16 protein-coding genes are annotated in these 18,110 nt (G+C 68.5%); 6 read left to right on the top strand and 10 right to left on the bottom strand.

Going from position 1 to position 18,110, the window contains the following annotated elements:
• Positions 1-194 precede the first annotated feature (194 nt).
• On the bottom strand, positions 195-1,511 hold the full coding sequence (locus L8F97_RS05490; RefSeq protein WP_242147356.1) for a capsule biosynthesis protein: 1,317 nt from the start codon (positions 1,509-1,511) through the stop codon (positions 195-197).
• 196 nt (positions 1,512-1,707) lie between these two features.
• Between L8F97_RS05490 and L8F97_RS05495 the strand changes: the two genes are divergently transcribed.
• Entirely contained in the window at positions 1,708-3,162 is a 1,455-nt protein-coding gene (locus L8F97_RS05495) for an LTA synthase family protein (protein ID WP_242147358.1), read from the top strand.
• Here the strand turns inward: L8F97_RS05495 and L8F97_RS05500 are convergent.
• On the bottom strand, positions 3,143-3,904 hold the full coding sequence (locus tag L8F97_RS05500) for an SDR family NAD(P)-dependent oxidoreductase (protein WP_242147360.1): 762 nt from the start codon (positions 3,902-3,904) through the stop codon (positions 3,143-3,145). The two genes, L8F97_RS05495 and L8F97_RS05500, sit on opposite strands and share 20 nt — an antisense overlap.
• A gap of 175 nt (positions 3,905-4,079) precedes the next feature.
• Between L8F97_RS05500 and L8F97_RS05505 the strand changes: the two genes are divergently transcribed.
• Positions 4,080-4,691, top strand: coding sequence for a sterol desaturase family protein (locus tag L8F97_RS05505; RefSeq protein ID WP_242147362.1), 612 nt, complete (start codon positions 4,080-4,082; stop codon positions 4,689-4,691).
• Here the strand turns inward: L8F97_RS05505 and L8F97_RS05510 are convergent.
• The 5 genes from L8F97_RS05510 to L8F97_RS05530 all read right to left on the bottom strand — a co-directional run bounded on the left by L8F97_RS05510 (position 4,688) and on the right by L8F97_RS05530 (position 10,028).
• Entirely contained in the window at positions 4,688-5,881 is a 1,194-nt protein-coding gene (locus L8F97_RS05510) for a glycosyltransferase family 4 protein (protein WP_242147364.1), read from the bottom strand. The genes L8F97_RS05505 and L8F97_RS05510 overlap by 4 nt on opposite strands.
• The gene (locus tag L8F97_RS05515) at positions 5,878-7,479 is read right to left on the bottom strand and encodes a beta-3-deoxy-D-manno-oct-2-ulosonic acid transferase (RefSeq protein WP_242147366.1); all 1,602 of its coding nucleotides are present in this window, start codon (positions 7,477-7,479) and stop codon (positions 5,878-5,880) included. The genes L8F97_RS05510 and L8F97_RS05515 overlap by 4 nt, the downstream gene beginning before the upstream one ends.
• Positions 7,480-7,562: 83 nt before the next feature.
• Entirely contained in the window at positions 7,563-8,171 is a 609-nt protein-coding gene (locus L8F97_RS05520; RefSeq protein WP_242147368.1) for a histidine phosphatase family protein, read from the bottom strand.
• Positions 8,171-9,040 (bottom strand): 3-deoxy-manno-octulosonate cytidylyltransferase, encoded by an 870-nt coding sequence (locus L8F97_RS05525; RefSeq protein WP_409929007.1) that lies wholly within the window; start codon positions 9,038-9,040, stop codon positions 8,171-8,173. The genes L8F97_RS05520 and L8F97_RS05525 overlap by 1 nt, the downstream gene beginning before the upstream one ends.
• Positions 9,033-10,028 (bottom strand): SIS domain-containing protein, encoded by a 996-nt coding sequence (locus tag L8F97_RS05530; RefSeq protein WP_409929008.1) that lies wholly within the window; start codon positions 10,026-10,028, stop codon positions 9,033-9,035. Before L8F97_RS05530 ends, L8F97_RS05525 begins: the two co-directional genes overlap by 8 nt.
• 154 nt (positions 10,029-10,182) lie before the next feature.
• Between L8F97_RS05530 and kdsA the strand changes: the two genes are divergently transcribed.
• Positions 10,183-11,040 (top strand): 3-deoxy-8-phosphooctulonate synthase, encoded by an 858-nt coding sequence (gene kdsA, locus L8F97_RS05535; RefSeq protein ID WP_242147372.1) that lies wholly within the window; start codon positions 10,183-10,185, stop codon positions 11,038-11,040.
• 38 nt (positions 11,041-11,078) lie between these two features.
• Positions 11,079-11,384 carry a hypothetical protein gene (locus L8F97_RS05540; RefSeq protein WP_242147373.1) on the top strand — a complete coding sequence of 102 codons (306 nt, stop codon included), beginning with the start codon at positions 11,079-11,081 and terminating at the stop codon, positions 11,382-11,384.
• Between the two features lie 22 nt (positions 11,385-11,406).
• Here L8F97_RS05540 and L8F97_RS05545 read toward each other — a convergent pair whose 3' ends face one another.
• On the bottom strand, positions 11,407-12,069 hold the full coding sequence (locus L8F97_RS05545) for a DUF6250 domain-containing protein (protein ID WP_242147375.1): 663 nt from the start codon (positions 12,067-12,069) through the stop codon (positions 11,407-11,409).
• 169 nt (positions 12,070-12,238) lie between these two features.
• On the opposite strand from L8F97_RS05545, the gene L8F97_RS05550 reads away from it, so the two are divergent.
• The gene (locus tag L8F97_RS05550; protein ID WP_242147376.1) at positions 12,239-13,222 is read left to right on the top strand and encodes an alpha/beta hydrolase; all 984 of its coding nucleotides are present in this window, start codon (positions 12,239-12,241) and stop codon (positions 13,220-13,222) included.
• A 7-nt stretch (positions 13,223-13,229) separates the two neighbouring features.
• Here L8F97_RS05550 and L8F97_RS05555 read toward each other — a convergent pair whose 3' ends face one another.
• Both L8F97_RS05555 and L8F97_RS05560 read right to left on the bottom strand, forming a co-directional pair.
• A complete protein-coding gene (locus tag L8F97_RS05555; protein ID WP_242147378.1) occupies positions 13,230-13,748 on the bottom strand; it encodes a phosphoribosyltransferase in 519 nt (172 codons plus the stop codon).
• Between the two features lie 66 nt (positions 13,749-13,814).
• Positions 13,815-14,285 carry an Lrp/AsnC family transcriptional regulator gene (locus L8F97_RS05560; RefSeq protein ID WP_242147380.1) on the bottom strand — a complete coding sequence of 157 codons (471 nt, stop codon included), beginning with the start codon at positions 14,283-14,285 and terminating at the stop codon, positions 13,815-13,817.
• A gap of 98 nt (positions 14,286-14,383) precedes the next feature.
• On the opposite strand from L8F97_RS05560, the gene putA reads away from it, so the two are divergent.
• Positions 14,384-17,980, top strand: a complete 3,597-nt coding sequence (gene putA, locus L8F97_RS05565) for a trifunctional transcriptional regulator/proline dehydrogenase/L-glutamate gamma-semialdehyde dehydrogenase (protein ID WP_242147382.1) — start codon at positions 14,384-14,386, stop codon at positions 17,978-17,980.
• Positions 17,981-18,110 lie beyond the last annotated feature (130 nt).

The following is an 18,110-nucleotide window of genomic DNA, read 5'->3' on the forward strand; positions in this document are numbered from 1 at the left end:
CGCAGGCGGCGGGGCTGAGCACCGCGACCGGTCATCCTGTCACCGCGCCACGCCGGCCCTGCACCGGCTTAGTGTGCCGGCCATTCGCGGTCTTCATCCGCAATAAACTCGGCGCAGGCACTTCGAACTGCCCCCCCCGGCTTCGGCAGCGCGGTACCAAGCCTAGGGATTCACTCCCCCGCGAGCATGTTCGTTCAGCCGGTCGAGGACTTTACCGCCGGCACGCCGCCCTGCAGCGGGCTGGCCGCTTCCAGCCGCGTGACCACCCCTTCCACCACCTTGTCGAGCGCCTCTTTCGAAAAGAACCCACCCGCAACGAGACAACGATCGATCAGCACGCGGCGGAAGGCGGCGAAGGTTTCGGCGTCGGGCTTGCCGGGTTTGCGCCAGAAATCGTCGAGCCGCCCCTGGTAGGTGACGTCCGCGATGTCGTACACCGCCTGCCCGAGCGCGATCACCGGCACGTCGAGCGCGAGCGCCAGCGTGCCGCTGGTGCTGTTGATCGTCACCACGCCTTCCGACCGGCGCGCGACCGGCACGATATCGCCCGTCTCGAGATAGTCCACGCGATTGCCGACGCCGTGCATCCGGGCAAGCGCGGCGGTTTCCTTCCGCCAGTCCCGCACGCCGTTGTCGAGCGGATGCTCCTTCACCACCAGCCGCATCCCCGCCGGCGCATGGCTCGCGAACGAGGCGATCACCATGCGGAGCGCGTCCGCGATACCGGCGAAGGACGAGTGCAGCCGGATCTGCGCGTCCGAATCGAGCTGGAGCGGGAACAGCATGTACGGCTCGGCGCTTGCCTCCAGCGCTGCCAGTACCGCCTGCGACCGAACCGCCGCTGCCTGCCGCCGCAGCAACCGGCGCAGCCAACCCATCCCCTCGACGAGCGGATGCCACGGCCGATGCGTCTCCCAATGCGGATAATGCCAGCGGGTCAGCACGTCGGCGGCGTTGTAGGCGAGTCCCTCCAGCGCGCGGCGGCGAAACGACGAGGGTACCGGATGATGCTCGGGCGCGGGCGGCAGCGCGGCGGCCTCGGCACGGTACCAGGCGGGATCGCGCGGCAGCGTCGAATGGCCGTTCACGCCACCCAGCTCCAGCGTCACCCAGTCGGGGCGGATATAGCCCTCCTCGAAGACATGCACCGGCACGCGCGCTTCGCGGCACACCGCGATCGCCGCCATGTGCAGCGGGCGGCAATCGCCGAACAGCACAACGTCGGTGATCTGGCGCTCGGCGATGATCCGCGTAAGCGCCGCCGGCCATTCCTCTGGCGTCCCCTGATAATCGATGCCGCCCGGCAACCGCCAGAACAGCCGGTCGCCGCCATTGAAGTTGACCTTGTAAACGCCGTAGCCATCGCGGCGCAGCGCCTCGCCGACACGGCGGAACAGCGGGCCCATCAGGCCCTGCAGCAGCAGCACGTTGCGGCTCGGCAACGCCTCCGGAAGCCCAGGCGCGGCGACATGTGGCGCTACGGCCACTCCGTCGGCGAACAGCTTGGACATCCGGCATTCCTCTTTCGTCGTCAGCGGTACCAATGCACCCGTCTCGTGCCGCGCCGCAATAAACATCGCACCGACACTGGCAAGCGCGGCCGGTGCAAGCGGTGACACTGTCGCGACAGCCGGTTATAGAGCGCGCCGTCGCAACGCTACAGTGGGCGCGACACATGGCGTAATCGAGGCGGGCAACGCGATACTTGTGACAACGATCGTGTTTTTCCTGCTGGCGTCGCTTGTGGTCACGCTACTGCTCGATGCGAGGGTACACCCGCGCCGCGGGCGATTGCGGCGTATGTCCGGCGTCGCCGTGCACGTGCTGATGGTGACGGGGGTGTTCGGCCTGTTCCTTGCTATCGCCGGCAACAGCGTGGTGGCGGCAGTTCTCGCCACCGGAATGGTCGCGGTGCTGGCCGTCGCCTCCAATGCCAAGCACCGGATGCTGGGTGAGCCGCTGGTGTTTTCCGATCTGGCGCTGCTCGCGGCGGTGGTGCGGCACCCGCGCTTCTACTTCACCGCCGTATCGTTGCGGCAACGCTGGCTGGCCGGCGTAGCGGCTCTGGCCGCCGCGCTGGTGCTGATTTCGCAAGTATCGTGGAGCGCGCCCGCGCATCTTACCGGCGGTGTCCTGGCGGGGGGTGCGGGGATCGGGTTGTTGTTTTGTCTACGGAGCCGGTGGCTCGTCGAAGCAATGCGAGCCCCTGCCCTCGAACCGGATCTACGCGACTACGGTTTGATCACGACGTTGCTGACATACTGGCTGCGCTGGCGCGAAACCGCCGATCCGCCCGCCGCCGCTCCGATTCAGGTAAACCGGTCACATTACGCCCCGCCCGAGGTGATCGTCATCATCCAGTGCGAATCGTTCGCCGATTCGGTCGCCATCACCGGCGATGCCCGCCATGCGCTGCCCGGCCTCGCCGCGGCGCGCGCGGCGGCCTGGCGCCACGGCGACCTCGCCGTCAGCGGGTTCGGCGCGTACACGATGCGCACCGAGTACGGCGTGTTGTTCGGCCGCAGCGAGGCGGCTTTGGGGTTTCGCCGCTACGATCCGTTCCTCAGCGCACACGGGGAAACCTCGCATGCATTGTCCGCGCGACTCGGCGGCGCAGGCTATCGCTGCACGTTCGTGCACCCACACGACATGCGCTTCTACGGCCGCGACCGGCTGATGCCAGCGAGTGGGTTCGACCAGATTATCGGGCTGGAGGCGTTTGCGTCAACCCCGCCGCAGGGCGGCCGCTATGTCGACGACCGCACCCTCGGCACGATGCTCGGCGATCTCGTCGCGGGCACCGCAGACCTGAGCTTCGTCTATGCGGTGACGATGGAGAATCACGGCCCCTGGCACGGCGAAGACGGCGCAGCCGGCGAACTCGACTCGTATCTGAAGCATGTCCGCAGCAGCGACGCGATGCTGTCCGATCTCACCGCGCGACTTGCCGCGGACGGTCGGCCGGCGCTGCTGGTGTTCTTCGGCGATCATCGCCCGAGCATTCCCGGCGTGAGCATGCCCGGCGCGGATCGCCACACGCCGTATGTCATGCTCCGCTTCGGGCCGGGCGGTACGCCGATCGGGACGGGTGAGCGCGTCGATGTGACGCCGGCCGACCTGCACCACGCCGTGCTGGCGTGCGTCAGTGCCCCGGCGGCGTAAGCGCTCGCAACAGACGGTCCCGCAGACTGCGCGGCAGCAGCCGGTCGAACCAGCGCAAGCCTGCGAACGGCCACCGCATCACGACATGCGCGCGCCCCTGCGCCGCCGCCGCCGCGATGCGCGCCGCCGCTTGCGCAGGCGATAGGCTGAACGGTTTCGGACCCGGCGTGGCATGGGCGGCGGCGGTGTCGATAAACCCGGGCGAGACGAGCGTGACCGACACGCCATGCCCGCGCGCGCCGATCCGCAGCGCATCCGCGAACCGCGCCAGCCCGGCTTTCGAGCCGGCATAGCCGCTTGCGAACGGCAACGCGTGGAATGCCGCCGCCGAACCGACCAGCACCACCTGCCCCCGCCCACGTCTCGCCATCCGCGCCGCGATCGCGGACGCCAGCGCCGCCGGCGCGACGAAATTGACGATGCCGAGCCGCGCGACCTGTCCGGCATCTTCCACATGCGCGCCCGGCGCGCGAATGTCGCCGAGCCCGGCGGCGAATATCGCCAAGTCGATCGTGCCGGCGGCATCATCCGCCTCGATCGCGGCAATCGCGGCGGCGACGTCGGTCAGGTCGAGCGAACGGATCGCCACCACCGCGCCCGCCGCCCGGCTGGTGGCGGCAACGGATTCCAACCGGTCACGATCCCGCCCCCACAGCAGCAACGTCCGTCCCGGCGCCGCATATTCCCGCGCCAGCGCCGTCCCAAGCCCGCCCGAAGCCCCGGTGATGAGGATGCGGTTCACGAAGCAGCAACCCCTTGACGCGTAACGGTCATCGCACTGTGGCTTACATACATCCCATCGTCACCTTTCGGGCTTGCAGCGCGTTTTGCTGCATTGCAGCTTGACAGGCGGTGGCGGGCGGTGGCCATACCGTGCTAATGTATGTGCGTCGATCCGGGAAAAAGCGAAACTGTCGATGATGAAGTCCGGGGCCGACCCGAAACGTGTCAGACTGTTTCGAAACGATCTGCTGGAACAGTTCACGCTGATCTCGCCGATCGCCTTTGCGTTGACTTGGACGGTGTTCCTCGCGGTCGCGCTGTGGGCGAGCTGGGGCGTGACCAACGTGTTCGCGTGGGTCGGGCTGGTGTTCACCGGCCTGCTGATCTGGTCGCTGTTCGAATATGCGATGCACCGGTTCCTGTTCCACATGAAGCTCGAGTCGCGGTTCGGCCGGGCGCTGATCTTCCTGACGCATGGCAATCACCACACAGTGCCGAACGACCGGATGCGCAACCTGATGCCGCCGGTGGTGAGCGTGACGATCTCGCTCGGCGTATGGGCGCTGCTGTACGCGATGTTCGGACCGGCCGGGTCGGTGGTCTTCCTCGGCTTCGGCATCGGCTATGTCAGCTATGACTGCGTGCATTACGCCTGCCACCAGTTGCCGATGCGCGGCCCGATCCTGCGCCAGTTGCGTCGCCACCACCTGCGCCACCATCACGCGCGCGAGGAGGGCAATTATGCGATCACCGCGATCTTCTGGGATTGGGTGTTCGGCACCGAAGTCCCCGCCAAGCGCCGCTAACCGCGCAACGCCTCGATCGCGTCGCACACGACCGTGATGTGATCCTCCCAGGTCGGCGAACGCCACTGCGCCACGCGGCGTAGCTGCGCCGCCCGCATCGGGCCGCCACCGTGGTGATCGAGGACCGCCGCGCGCCAGCCCGGCCCGTCGAGCGGATCGAGGAAGTCGGGCGCGTCGCCGCCCGCCTCGCGCAGCGCCGGCAGACCGCTGCACAACACCGGCGTGCCGACCGACAACGCCTCCGCCACCGGCATGCCATACCCTTCCGCGAACGACGGCAGCAGCAGCGCGCGCGCACCGCGCAGCAGATCGGTCAGCGCCCGGTCCGAACAGCCGTTGCGCTCCTCGACATGGCCGACCAGCGCGGGGCAGCGTTCCAGCATGTCGACGACCTGCTCGTTCTCCCACCCGCGCCGCCCGACGATGATGAGCTTCGGCACCGCAACCGCCGGCAACGACTCGGCCATCGCGCGCCACAGGTTGAGCAGCAGCAGGTGGTTCTTGCGCGGCTCGATCGTGCCGACGCAGAGGAAATACGGATCAACCGGCACCGCGCCCGGTGCGGGACCGGCCGGCAGCGCCTGCGTGCCCAGCAGCGCGACGTGGAGGTCGACCTTGCGCCCGGTGCGCTCCAGCCACGGTCGCATCGATTCGGCGGTCGCGGCGGAATTGGCGATCACCCCGTCCGCGCACGCCGCCATCGTCTCGATCCGCCGGCGATGGAGGTCGGCGCCGTTGGGCCGGGCATATTCGGGATAATCGATCGGGATCAGATCGTGGACGAAGCACAGAAACCGCGCCTGCTCCCGCGCGAGGATACGGCGCACCAGATCGGCCTTGGTAAGGTGATGCGGCGAGGCCTGCACATAGACGCTGCCCGGTACCGGCCGTGGCGCCTCGGGCAGGAGGCCGAGCAATGCCGGCAGCACCTGCGGCAACGAACGCGGGCTGACGTCGCCATCTTCCTCCGCCCAGCGTGCTTCGAGCAGATCGAGGAATCGCACTGCCTTGCCTGCCGGCAACCGCCCGTAGCGTCCGAACGGATGCACGATGGCGTAGCGCAGCCGGTCGCCGTACCGTTCCTGCAATCCCCGCGCGTACGCCATCTCGACCCGGTCCACCCCCGAGGGCGTATGGTGCCGGATACGCGAAACCAGTCGCGATATGTCGAGGATCACCGCTCCGCTCATGTCCGCCGCTTCATCAGTCGTCCCTGCACCTGCTTCAGCCGCGTTACCCAGCCGAGCCGGTTGTGCGCGGCGCCGTCCTGCATCCGGCGGATCAGGATTTCGGGCGCGCACGGCAACCCAGTAACCGGATCGAGGTAGCGCGGATAGGCAATCAAAACCCCTGCGACCAGCGCGTCCAGCGTCAGCGCCCGGCCGCGCCGATCCGGCACGGCAGCAAGATCGCGCGTCAGCCCCCAGCCGGCGTAGAACGGCACGCCGTGGCAGGTCACGTCCCGCCCGCGCAACAGCGCCTCGAACCCGCTCAATGAGGTGAGCACGTGGACACCATCGACGATATCGAGCAACGCCGCCATGCCGCCGCCGCGCACCACCCGGTCGGCATGAAGCAGCGCATCGGCATCGCGCACCGCGCCGACGCGGTGGCCTGCATCGACGTCGGGGTGCGGCCGGAACCAGATTTCGGCATCCGGCTCCAGCGCGCGAGCGCGACGCACCAGATCGAGATTGCTGGTCAGCCCCGCGCCGCCGAGCCGCACCGACATATCATCCTCGACCTGCCCCGGCACCAGCACCAACCGCTTGCCCGGTGCCCGCTCCGGAAAGACATGCGCGCCGCCACTGGCGTATTTGCTGATCCCCGCCCGCACGATCGTGTCGCGCAGATGCGCCGCGCGGGCGAGCAGTTCGGGCGAGAAGTCGTCGTGCGCGAGCAGGTGTTCGAGGTCGCTCTCCCGCGCCGGATCGTAATGGATGCCGCGCCGGTCAACCGTTACCGATGAAGGCGGCACCAGATTGCTGCCCAGTCCGACCGATCGCACGAACCCGTCCTCGACGCGCACCAGCGGCACGCCCTGCGCCGCCGCCTGCTCCACCATCGCCGCCGATACGCGGGATGGCCACACCGCCACCGCCCCGCCCTGCCGACGCGCATAGCCAAGCGCGCTGGCTTCGGAACGGAAGAAGCGCAGCCGCTGCGTCGGCGTCCACAGGAACCGCGCGATCTCGCGCCGTTTCCACCAGCTAAATCCGCAGCCGGCGACGATCCCGCGGTTCGCCTCGAACAGCCGCCGCCACTGCGCCAGCCGTGCGATCGTCTCATCGATGCCCGCCGCCGCGCCGGAGTACGGGTCGCGGTACTGCGTGGTCAGCAGATCGGCCGCGACGCAGCCGCGCTGCGCCGCCGGGTCCGCACCCGGCACCCCGAAGCGCCCGACGGACAGCAGCCGGACCTCACATCCCGCGATAATCGCCAGCGCCACCCACGGATCGTCCCCGTGTGCGATCAGCGTAAGCCCGGCACGAAACAGCGACCACGGATCGGTCGCGTTGTCACGCGGCACCGCCAGCACCGTCGCGGAATCGATCCCGTCGAGCAGCGAGCCAGCCTCCGCCAAGCTCCCGTGCACGATCGTGGTGGCGCTGCCGAGCGTGGCGGGCGCCGCCCAGAAGCACCCGCCGACGCGCGCGGTGCAGATTGCGTCGAGCAACCGGTCGATCGCGCTTGGCGTCACCAGTTCAGCCGGTGGCGCATCACCGGCGCGCGACACGGTGGCGTCAACGCCGGGAAACGGCGGTGCACGGAGCAACGGTGTGTCCATCGGCGTGCTAGAGGGCGGCTGCGCGGATCATCACGCGCGCTGTCGGGGAAGTGCCGCTGCGTTGCAAGCGCGGCGTGACGCCCTCAAGGCCGCTGGTCCCAGCCGAGCAGGCGGAGAACACCCGCCTCGCGCACGATCGTGCCGTAGGCGCCCGTGCGCAGCTTCAGCGAGGGCAACGCCGCCGCTTGCCGCTGCAATCCGGCATCGGACAACACAGCAAAGCGCGCCGCGCCGTTGCTGGTGACGATCAGCACCCGGCCTGCTCCCTGCGCCCATAGTGCACGCCAGCCGGAGAGGCGGCGTTCGGCATCGACGATCCAGCCATCCGGCGCACGCGCCGCCGAGTCCCAGGCATCGAGCGCAGCATGGCCGATGCGGGCGAGCACATCTTCCTCACGCTGTCCTTCGTCGGGGCCGTGGTCGATCTCGGTCAGCCAGTCCGCCGTGGACAGATCGGGCGCACCCGTGCGATCGGCCAGCATCGCCTCGGCGGTCGCACGCGTGCGCTGAAGTGGCGCGGCGAGCACCCGGTCGAACGTCTCGCCCGCAAACGCCGCGCCAAGCGCCCGCGCCTGCGCCACACCGCTCGCGACCAGCGGAAGGTCGGTGCGCGCCCCGATCCGGCGCGGCGGCTCGCCCGCGTCAAAGGTATTGCCGTGGCGGACGATCGTGACGATCAGGTCAGCCGGCATCACGTCCACGCCAGATGCGGTTCGCCATGCTCGGCGATCAGCGCCTCCGCCATTGCGACATCCTCGGGCATGTCGATGCCCGACATCGCGTGGCGCGGCGGCGCGACCTCCACGGTCAGGATGTCCGCGCCCGATTCGAGGAAACGGAGCTGCTCCAGCCCCTCCAGCACCTCGTACGGCGTCGGCGTGGTCTCCTCGAAGCGGCGCAGCGCGGCATAGCGATACGCGTACAGCCCGATGTGGCGGTACACCGGCGACAGATCGCCCGACGCGCGCAACGCCGCCTCGCCACGGATCGCGGGTATGACGGTCTTCGAGAACCACAAGGCGCGATCGTCCGCACCCCGCACGCAGGTGGTGCCGCTGAACGGCGACGCCAGCTTGTGCCGGCGCAGCGCATCGAGTGCGGCCCAGTCGAGCCGCACCACCGGCGTCGCGACCGCGCAGTCGGCGGCACGCAGCGCGTGGATCAACGCGGCGATCATCGACGGCGCCGCGAACGGCGCATCACCTTGCAGGTTGACGACGATCGGCGGCGGCACCGACCGGCCGCGCGCGACCGCCCACGCCCGGCCGGAGCCGGAGCTGATCACGGTGTCGGTCATCACCACCTCGCAGCCGAGATCCCGCGCGTGATCGGCGATGCGGGGATCGTCGGTCGCGACGACCACATCGGCGTTGCCGACGCGGGCGGCACCTTCGCGTGCGATCGCGACGACCCGCGATAACAGGCTGCGGCCGGCAATCTCTATCAGCGGTTTGCCCGGCAGCCGGGTCGAGCCGTAGCGCGCCGGTATGACGATAAGATCCGGGGGCAGGTCCGGGGGCAGATCGGAACGCACGCCGGCCGGCAGTATCGCGTCAGGCAACGCCTGCCCGCAGGATATCGTGGAGGTGGATCGCGCCGACCAGCCGCTCGTTCTCGCAGACGAACAGCACCGACACCGCACGTTCGTTGAGGATGCGCAGTGCATCCGAACTCAGCGTCTCCGGCACGATCGAGATCGGCGTCGCGGTCATGTGGTGGCGAATGTCGTCGCCGAGATGCTGGCTGGTGAAGCTGCGGCGAAGATCGCCATCGGTGAACGCGCCCACCAGCCGGTCGTCTTCATCCACCACCGCGGTACAGCCGTAACGCTTGCGGCTCATCTCGATCGTCGCGTCGACCAGGCTCGCGCCGATCCGCACCACCGGCACGTCGTCACCACGCGCCATCAACTGGCCGACCGTGGCAAGCTGCGCGCCGAGCCGGCCACCGGGGTGGAAGGTGAGGAAGTCCGACCGGGTAAAGCCGCGCCGCTCGATCAGCGCAATCGCCAGCGCATCGCCCAGCACGACCTGGACCGTGGTCGACGAGGTCGGTGCGAGTTCGTTCGGGCACGCCTCGCGCACCTGCGGCAGCGCAAGGCAGATGTCCGCCGCACGCCCGGCGGTGCTGTCGGGGCACGCGGTGGCGACGATCAGCGTCACGCCGAAGCGGCGACAATACGCGATGATATCGCCCAGTTCGGTGGTTTCGCCCGACCAGCTCAGCGCCAGCACGGTGTCGCCATGGCCGATCATGCCAAGATCACCGTGACTCGCGTCACCGGGGTGGAGGAACATGGCGGGCGTACCAGTCGACGTCATCGTCGCGGCGATCTTGCGCGCGACCAGACCGCTCTTGCCCATGCCGCTGACGATCAAGCGGCCGCTGTGCGAACTGATCTTGCTGACGGAGGCGACGAAACTGTCGCGCAACGGCGCCATACGGAGCGCATCCGACAGCGCGCGCAGCGCATCCATCTCGATTCGCGTCGTGCGCAGGGCTGATAATAGCCCTGATTCGTCGTACCCACCTGGAGCCGTCGCCTGCATAGTCATACTCAACACTCGCGCATCGGACGGATACCGTCCCCCTAAAGCGCCATCGCATTGACTTCCAGCACTTCAGCGGCGCAGGGAAGCGGCAAGCGACCGCCTGTTCTCCTAGAGAGACGAGCGTATGCAGGGCAAGGAACAAAGGACGATTATGCTTCTGTGTGGCAAGGAGATTGGTCCAGATCGGCGCATCTTCTTCATCGCCGGCCCGTGCGTCATCGAAAGCGAGTCGTTCACGCTGGCAACGGCGGAGCGGCTCCGCGCGATCGGCGAGCGGCTCGGCGTGCTGCTGATCTACAAAAGCTCGTTCGACAAGGCGAACCGCAGTTCCGGCACGTCGTTTCGCGGTCCGGGCATCGACGAAGGCCTTCGCATCCTCGAGAAAGTCCGGGCCGAAACCGGTCTGCCGGTACTGACCGACGTGCATGACGAGGCGCAGGTGCGTGCCGTCGCGCAGGTGGTCGACGTGTTGCAGACCCCCGCCTTCCTCGCCCGCCAGACCGATTTCATCGCGGCGGTGGCGGCGTGCGGAAAGCCGGTCAACATCAAGAAGGCGCAGTTCCTCGCCCCCGCCGACATGACCCACGTCGTCGCCAAGGCGCGCGCGGCGGCCGAAGCGGCCGGCGTGCCGTCGGACGCGTTCATGGTGTGCGAACGCGGTGCAAGCTTCGGCTACAACAACCTCGTTTCCGACATGCGCAGCCTTGCCATCATGCGCGCGACCGGCTGTCCGGTCGTGTTCGACGCCACCCATTCGGTGCAGTTGCCGGGCGGGCAAGGCACCACCTCGGGCGGGACGCGCGAGCATGTGCCGGTGCTGGCGCGCGCGGCGGTGGCGGCGGGCGTGTCGGGCCTGTTCATGGAGACGCACCCCGATCCGACGAAAGCGATGTCGGACGGCCCCAATAGCTGGCCGCTCGACCGGCTCGAGCCGCTGCTGGAGCGGCTGCTGGCGATCGACACGGTGGTGAAAAGCGCCCCGCTCGAGGAGCAGGATCTGGTCGCCTGATCGCGCAACCCGGCCCGGCACCTGCGCGTTAAGTCGTTATGTTCGCACATGTTCCTGTTTCCATTGGCATCCAGCTGGCGTGCTGGGCGCTGGGCCGGCGGCTTGGTGCTTCGACCCGGGCGTCGCTGTGGCTCGGCTGTTTCGCCGGTGCCGCAGCGTGCATCATGCGCGAGATCACGCAGCGCGAATACCAGTGGATCGAGCAGTTCGGCGGCGGCCACCGCGCCAATATGCCGGGCTATGCCGGGCTGGAAATATGGGACTGGAACGCGCACTCGCTGTCCGAAACCGCCGTGGCGATCGCGGCGTCGGTGGCGCTGGCGGCGGTGGTCACGCGGCGGTAGCGCCCGGCCGACCGGCACGCGATCATCGGCCTGCGTCCACCCCCTCGCGGATTCGCACATGGCGCACCCGCACATGGCTCAAGGTCGTGCGCAGGCCGAAGTGCCCGCTTGTATAGGGTTGCTCGTCCCGCAGCGTGAACAGCCGCACCCCGTCGCGCTCGACCGCCACGGTATGGCCATCGGCGATCAGCCGGATGTGCGTCCAGACGTTCGGTTTCAGCATGTCGGCGGCTGCGTGGCGGTCGTCCTCGGCCCGTAGCGGCCGGTCACCGGGCCGACCGATATACCGGCGGAAGCGCGTGGTCGTATTGCGGTTGCCGCCGATGCCGACATAATAGGTCTGAAGCGTGTCATAGGCCGCAAACGCGCCGCTGCGCGGATGCGCCAGCACCGACCCGCCACCGACCTCGCGGGCCATCCAGAACGCGTTGAGATCGCTCACCGTATCGTTGGTGCCGCCATGATCCACCATCATCGCATCGAACGCGATGGTGACCGGCGCGTGCAACGGCGTGCGCCACCACAGCGTCAGCCCCTTGGGCGTATCGATGTCGATGGTGCCGTGTCGCTCGGAGACACGGGCCTGCGGCGACTCGGCCTCGATCGACCAGTGTGTCAGCTTCGCAGAAGCGGCGGCGGGGATCGCGACCGCGAAGAGCGCCCATGCCGCGTAGTATGACCTCATGCGCTGCTCCTGTCGTCGGGGGGCGGCGCGCATAACGCAATGTGAAACGATATTCCACGATATGGTTGTTGTTGCTTGGGATAGGGCGTAAACATCTTGCACCGTTCTGGCAGAAGACGGGCCAGCATGGCGACACATAGCGGAGGATGCGTTCGATGGACCTTGAGGCATGACGAGCCGCCGCACTGTGCTGGCCGGCGCACTCGCCGGGATGTTGCCGCTGCCGCTGCACGCACAGGGGTCGCTGCGCGCACCCGACACGGCGTTCGAGGTCGAGCGTTTCCCGCTCTGGCCGAAGGCGCCGCCCGGCGGCGACGGTCTCACCGTCGCGGATCAGTTCGTGCAGCGCTCCGCCAGCCGTCCGGACCCGGAGGATATCGCCTGGCCGCATGTCGCCACACCCATGCTGACGGTGGTGAAGCCCGCCCGCCCCAACGGTGCGGCGGTGCTGATCTGTCCCGGCGGCGGGTATGCCCGCGTCGCGGTCGGCCGGCAGGGCAGCGGCATCGCGCGCGATTTTGCCGCGCGCGGCATCACCGCCTTCGAGCTGCTGTACCGCCTGCCGCACGATGGCTGGGCGGCAGGCCCCGACGCGCCGCTTCAGGATGCGCAACGGGCGATGCGGGTGATCCGCGCCGGCGCTGGCACGCGCTGGACGATCGATCCCGCGCATGTCGCCGTCACCGGATATTCGGCGGGCGGGCATCTCGCCGCGCGGCTGGCGTCTCGGTCGGCGCAGGCGGTCTACACCCAGACCGACGCCACCGACCGGCTGTCGGCACGGCCGATGGTGGCGGGGCTGTTCTTTCCGGTCATCACCATGCTCGACGATGGCGTGCATGCGCAGTCGCGCCGCGAGTTGCTGGGGTCCCACGCCGCCGATGCCGAATGGCAACGCCGCTACGCCGCGCAACTCGATCTGCCCGCCGACATGCCGCCGAGCTATGTCGCCTGCAACGGCGACGATCCGGTCGTGCCGATGCGCAACAGCCTGCTGATGTACGAGGCGCTCCACGCCGCCAAGGTGCCGGCCGCGCTCACCGTGTACGAACATGGCGGCCACGGCCCGCCGAGCGCGCACAAGGACGGGACGCCGGTCGACTGGGTGGGTGCGTTCCTCGGCTTCACGCGCGACCACGGCTGGCCGGGCTGAACGGTGTTCAGGCCAGCCGCTCGGGCACCGACAACGCCTCCTGCGTGATCGTCGCAGCGGTGCCGACCGCTTCCCACGGGAACACGAACCAGCGTTTGTCGCTGTTGCGGTCGATCGTCTGCGCGCGGTAATCGACCCGCGCTTTCGACCGCACATTGTCCATCACGACGGCGAAGCGCAAATTGCCGCTATCGCAGCCGGCGTCGGTCAGTGCCTTGCGAATATGATCGATCGTGCCGCCGGTATCGTTGATGTCGTCGACGAACAGCAGCCGCTCGCCGCCCGCGCTTTTGCGGGCGACCTTGCCGAGCAGTTCGTCGGCAAAGTCCGCCACCTTGGAGGAATGATCGATCGAGAGCATCGGCAGGTTGAGCTGGTGCGAGATGAACACCGCCGGCACCAGCCCGCCACGCCCGATGCCGATCACGAATTCCGGCTGCCAGTCGCCCTGCGCCACGCTCGCCGCCACCGCGCGCACGTCGGCGAGGAACGTGTCGTAGGGAATGTAATAAAGGTCAGGGCTCATGATCGTTGGCACATCCGACAGGTTGGCAAGCGCCCCCCGCTATCGCGAACCCGCGCGTACGGCAATCTAGCCACCGCGCTCCTTCACGGTTTCCATCGCGACGAAGGTGGAGGTACTCTCGACATGCGGCAGGCTGGAGATCTTTTCGCCCAGCACGATGCGGTAGCGGCGGATATCGGCGGTGCGGACCTTGAGCAGATAATCGAAGCTGCTGGCGATCATGTGGCATTCCTCCACCTCCGGGATGCGGCGGACAGCGTCGTTGAAGGCGCGCAGTGCCGCCTCGCGCGTGTCGGACAGCTTCACCTCGGCGAACGCGACATGATCGAGCCCGAGTTTCGCCGGATCGACGATCGCGCGAAACCCGCGGATCACGCCGCTGGCGATCAGGCGGCGCAACCGCATCTGCGTCGGCGTCTTGGACAGGCCTACTGCTTCCGCCAGATCGGTCACGGTCAGCCGCCCGTCCTTCACCAACGCGGCGACGAGGCGATTGTCGAACTCGTCCAGATCGCCTGCTTTTGCCGCCTTTTCCATGATATTTGCCTAGCGCGGGCAACGAAACAAGTCGATCCGGAACACCATAGCGTCGTTAAAAGCCGAAAAGCTGCGGCGCTTATCGCTACGTTCCAACCATGACCAGCCCCGCCCCCTTCACCGCGTTCGCGCCTCCGATCCGCCCCGCCACTGCTTTGCGCGACGCGATCACCGCCGCCTATCGCCGCGACGAGGTCGAGGCGCTTGCCCCGCTGATTGAGGCGGCGACGCTGGATGATGCGATGCGCGCGCACGTCGCCGCCACCGCGCGCGACCTCGTCACCACGCTGCGCGCGCAGAAGCGCGGCGGCGGCGTCGAGGGGCTGGTGCAGGAATATGCGCTGTCCTCGCAGGAAGGCGTCGCGCTGATGTGCCTCGCCGAGGCGTTGCTGCGCATCCCAGACGATGCCACCCGCGACGCGCTGATCCGCGACAAGATCGCCGATGGCGACTGGGGCGCGCATGTCGGCGGCGGCAAATCCTTGTTCGTCAACGCGGCGACCTGGGGTCTGGTCGTCACCGGCAAGCTGGTCAGCAGCGTGGATGAAAGCGGGCTTGGCGCGGCGCTGACCCGGTTGGTAGCGCGCGCAGGCGAACCGGTGATCCGGCGCGGCGTCGATCTCGCGATGCGGATGATGGGTGAGCAGTTCGTCACCGGCGAGACGATCGACGAAGCATTGCGTCGTGCGCGCACGGCTGAGGGGAAGGGGTTCGGCTACAGCTACGACATGCTCGGTGAGGCGGCGACCACCGCCGCCGACGCCACCCGCTACCTCGCCGATTACGAGCGCGCCATCCATGCGATCGGCACGGCCTCGGCGGGGCGCGGCATCTATGGCGGGCCGGGCATCTCGATCAAACTGTCCGCGCTGCACCCGCGCTACGTCCGCGCCCAGGCCGCGCGGGTCATGGCCGAACTGCTGCCGCGCGTGAAGGCGCTGGCGCTGCTGGCGAAGCGCTATGACATCGGCTTCAACATCGACGCGGAGGAGGCCGACCGGCTCGAACTGTCGCTTGATCTACTCGAAAGCCTGGCGCTCGACCCCGACCTGAGCGGCTGGAACGGGCTCGGCTTCGTCGTGCAGGGTTATGGCAAGCGCTGCCCGTTCGTGATCGACTGGATCGTCGATCTTGCCCGCCGCGCCGATCGCCGCATCATGGTCCGCCTCGTCAAGGGCGCGTATTGGGATGCCGAGATCAAGCGTGCCCAGGTCGACGGCCTCGCTGACTTCCCGGTCTACACCCGCAAGCTCCACACCGACATCGCCTATGTCGCCTGCGCGCGGAAGCTGCTGGCGGCGCGCGACGTCGTATTCCCGCAGTTCGCCACGCACAACGCGCAGACGCTCGCCACCATCTACCACCTTGCCGGCCCGGATTTCCTCCTCGGCGATTACGAGTTCCAGTGCCTGCACGGCATGGGCGAGCCGCTTTACGAACAAGTGGTCGGCGGCAACCGGCTCAACCGGCCGTGCCGCATCTACGCGCCGGTCGGCACGCACGAGACGCTGCTCGCCTATCTGGTCCGCCGCCTGCTCGAGAACGGCGCGAATTCATCGTTCGTCAACCGCATCAACGATTCCTCGGTGCCGGTCGAGACGATGATCGCCGATCCGGTCGAGATCGTCCGCGCGATGCCGCACCCCGGCGCGCATCACGATCAGATCGCACTGCCGGCCCGACTTTACCCGGATCGGGACAATTCGGCCGGTATCGACCTTGCCGACGAACATGCACTGGCGGCACTCGATGCGGCACTTCGGGAGAGTGCGGCGACCGGCTGGATCGCCACGCCGCCGTCAGGCGAGGGTGAAGCGCGCCCGGTGCTCAACCCCGCAGATCACCGCGATGTGGTCGGCACCGTGTTCGAGCCGTCGGTGGCGCACGCGCAAGCCGCCGCCGCCCGCGCGGCCGCTTCGACCTGGGCTGCAACGCCCGTCGCCGAACGCGCCGCGATCCTCGAAGCCGCCGCCGAGGCGATGCAGGCACGCATGCCCGTCCTGCTCGGGCTAATCGTGCGCGAGGCGGGCAAGTCGATCCCCAACGCCATTGCCGAGGTGCGCGAGGCCATCGACTTCCTGCGCTATTACGCACAGCAGGCGCGCAGCACCTTCACGCTCAAACAGGCGCCACTCGGCCCGGTGGTGTGCGTCAGCCCGTGGAACTTCCCGCTGGCGATCTTCACCGGACAGGTCGTCGCCGCGCTCGCTGCCGGCAATCCGGTGCTCGCCAAGCCCGCCGAGGAAACCCCGCTGATCGCCGCCGAAGCGGTGCGGCTGCTGCATGCCGCGGGCGTACCGGCGGACGCGCTGCAACTGCTCCCCGGCGACGGCGCGATCGGTGCGGCGCTGGTCGCCGCGCCGCAAACGGCAGGCGTGGTGTTCACCGGCTCGACGGACGTGGCACGATTGATCCAGCGCCAGCTTTCCACCCGCCTGTCGCCCACCGGCAACCCGATTCCCCTGATCGCCGAAACCGGCGGGCAGAATGCGATGATCGTCGATTCTTCCGCGCTCGCCGAACAGGTGGTGGCGGACGTGATTGCATCTGCGTTCGACAGTGCCGGGCAACGCTGCTCGGCATTGCGCATCCTGTGCTTGCAGGAGGAGGTGGCGGACCGCACGCTAACGATGCTGAAGGGTGCGCTCGCCGAACTGAGCCTCGGCCGTACCGACCGGCTTGCGATCGATATCGGCCCGGTCATCTCCGCCGAGGCACAGGCGGGCATAACCACCCATATCGAAGCGATGCGCGCGCGTGGCCACCGGGTCACGCAAGCTCCGCTTCCTAAGGACGCGGCACACGGCACCTTTGTCGCGCCGGCGATCATCGAGATTGCGTCGATCGACGATGTCGAACGCGAGGTGTTCGGCCCTGTCCTGCACGTGCTGCGCTACCGCCGCGACGGCTTGGCCGCGCTGGTCGACGCGATCAACGCCACCGGCTACGGCTTGACGTTCGGGCTGCACACCCGGCTTGATGCGACGGTGGCCAAGGTGACGGCGCGGGTGCAGGCGGGCAACCTGTACGTGAATCGCAACGTGATCGGCGCAATCGTCGGCGTGCAGCCGTTCGGCGGGCGTGGGCTGTCAGGCACGGGTCCGAAGGCGGGCGGGCCGCTGTACCTCGGCCGACTGACGCAGATCGCGCCCGACGTTGTCGAACATACCGGTCGCTTCCCCAAGGCGTTGCGCGACTTCGCCGACTGGCTCGGCAACGCCGACCCGGACGCCGCCGCGCGGACGCGGCTTTACGGTGCGGCCTCGTCCGTTTGGCTCGAGCGCGTGCTGCCCGGGCCCGTCGGCGAACGGAACCTCTACGAGCTTCACCCGCGCGGCCGCGTGCTGCTCAAGCCCGCCACACAAGCCGGATTGATCGAGCAGATGGCGGTGGTGCTGGCGACCGGCAATACCGCCACCGTAGCGGGCATGCCGCTCCCTATCGGCCTGCCCGCCAGCGTCGCGGCGGTTTTTTCGGAAGGCAGCGTGCCGCCGTTCTCGGTCGCGCTGGTCGAGGATGACGCCTCCGCAACGCTCGCGGCAGTGGCGGCCATGCCGGGCGCGATCGTGCCGGTATACCGGGCCGATCCGTCTCGTCCGCTCGCCTACGATCCGATCTGGCTGGTCGAGGAGGTTTCGACATCGATCAACACGACGGCCGCTGGCGGCAACGCCAGCCTGATGGCGATCGGCTGAGACGGTCGTGACGCCGGCGAACGCGCGAGCGCGTCGGCCGGCGCGCAACCTTTCCGCGCCCTTGCGGTTTCCATTCCCATCGCCCGCGCCCATATACCCCGCTCACCCCGGCACGCCCGCGTGACAGATG

The sequence above is a fragment of the Sphingomonas sp. BAUL-RG-20F-R05-02 genome, from assembly GCF_022662305.1.
In the GTDB taxonomy this organism is placed as follows: Bacteria; Pseudomonadota; Alphaproteobacteria; order Sphingomonadales; family Sphingomonadaceae; genus Sphingomonas.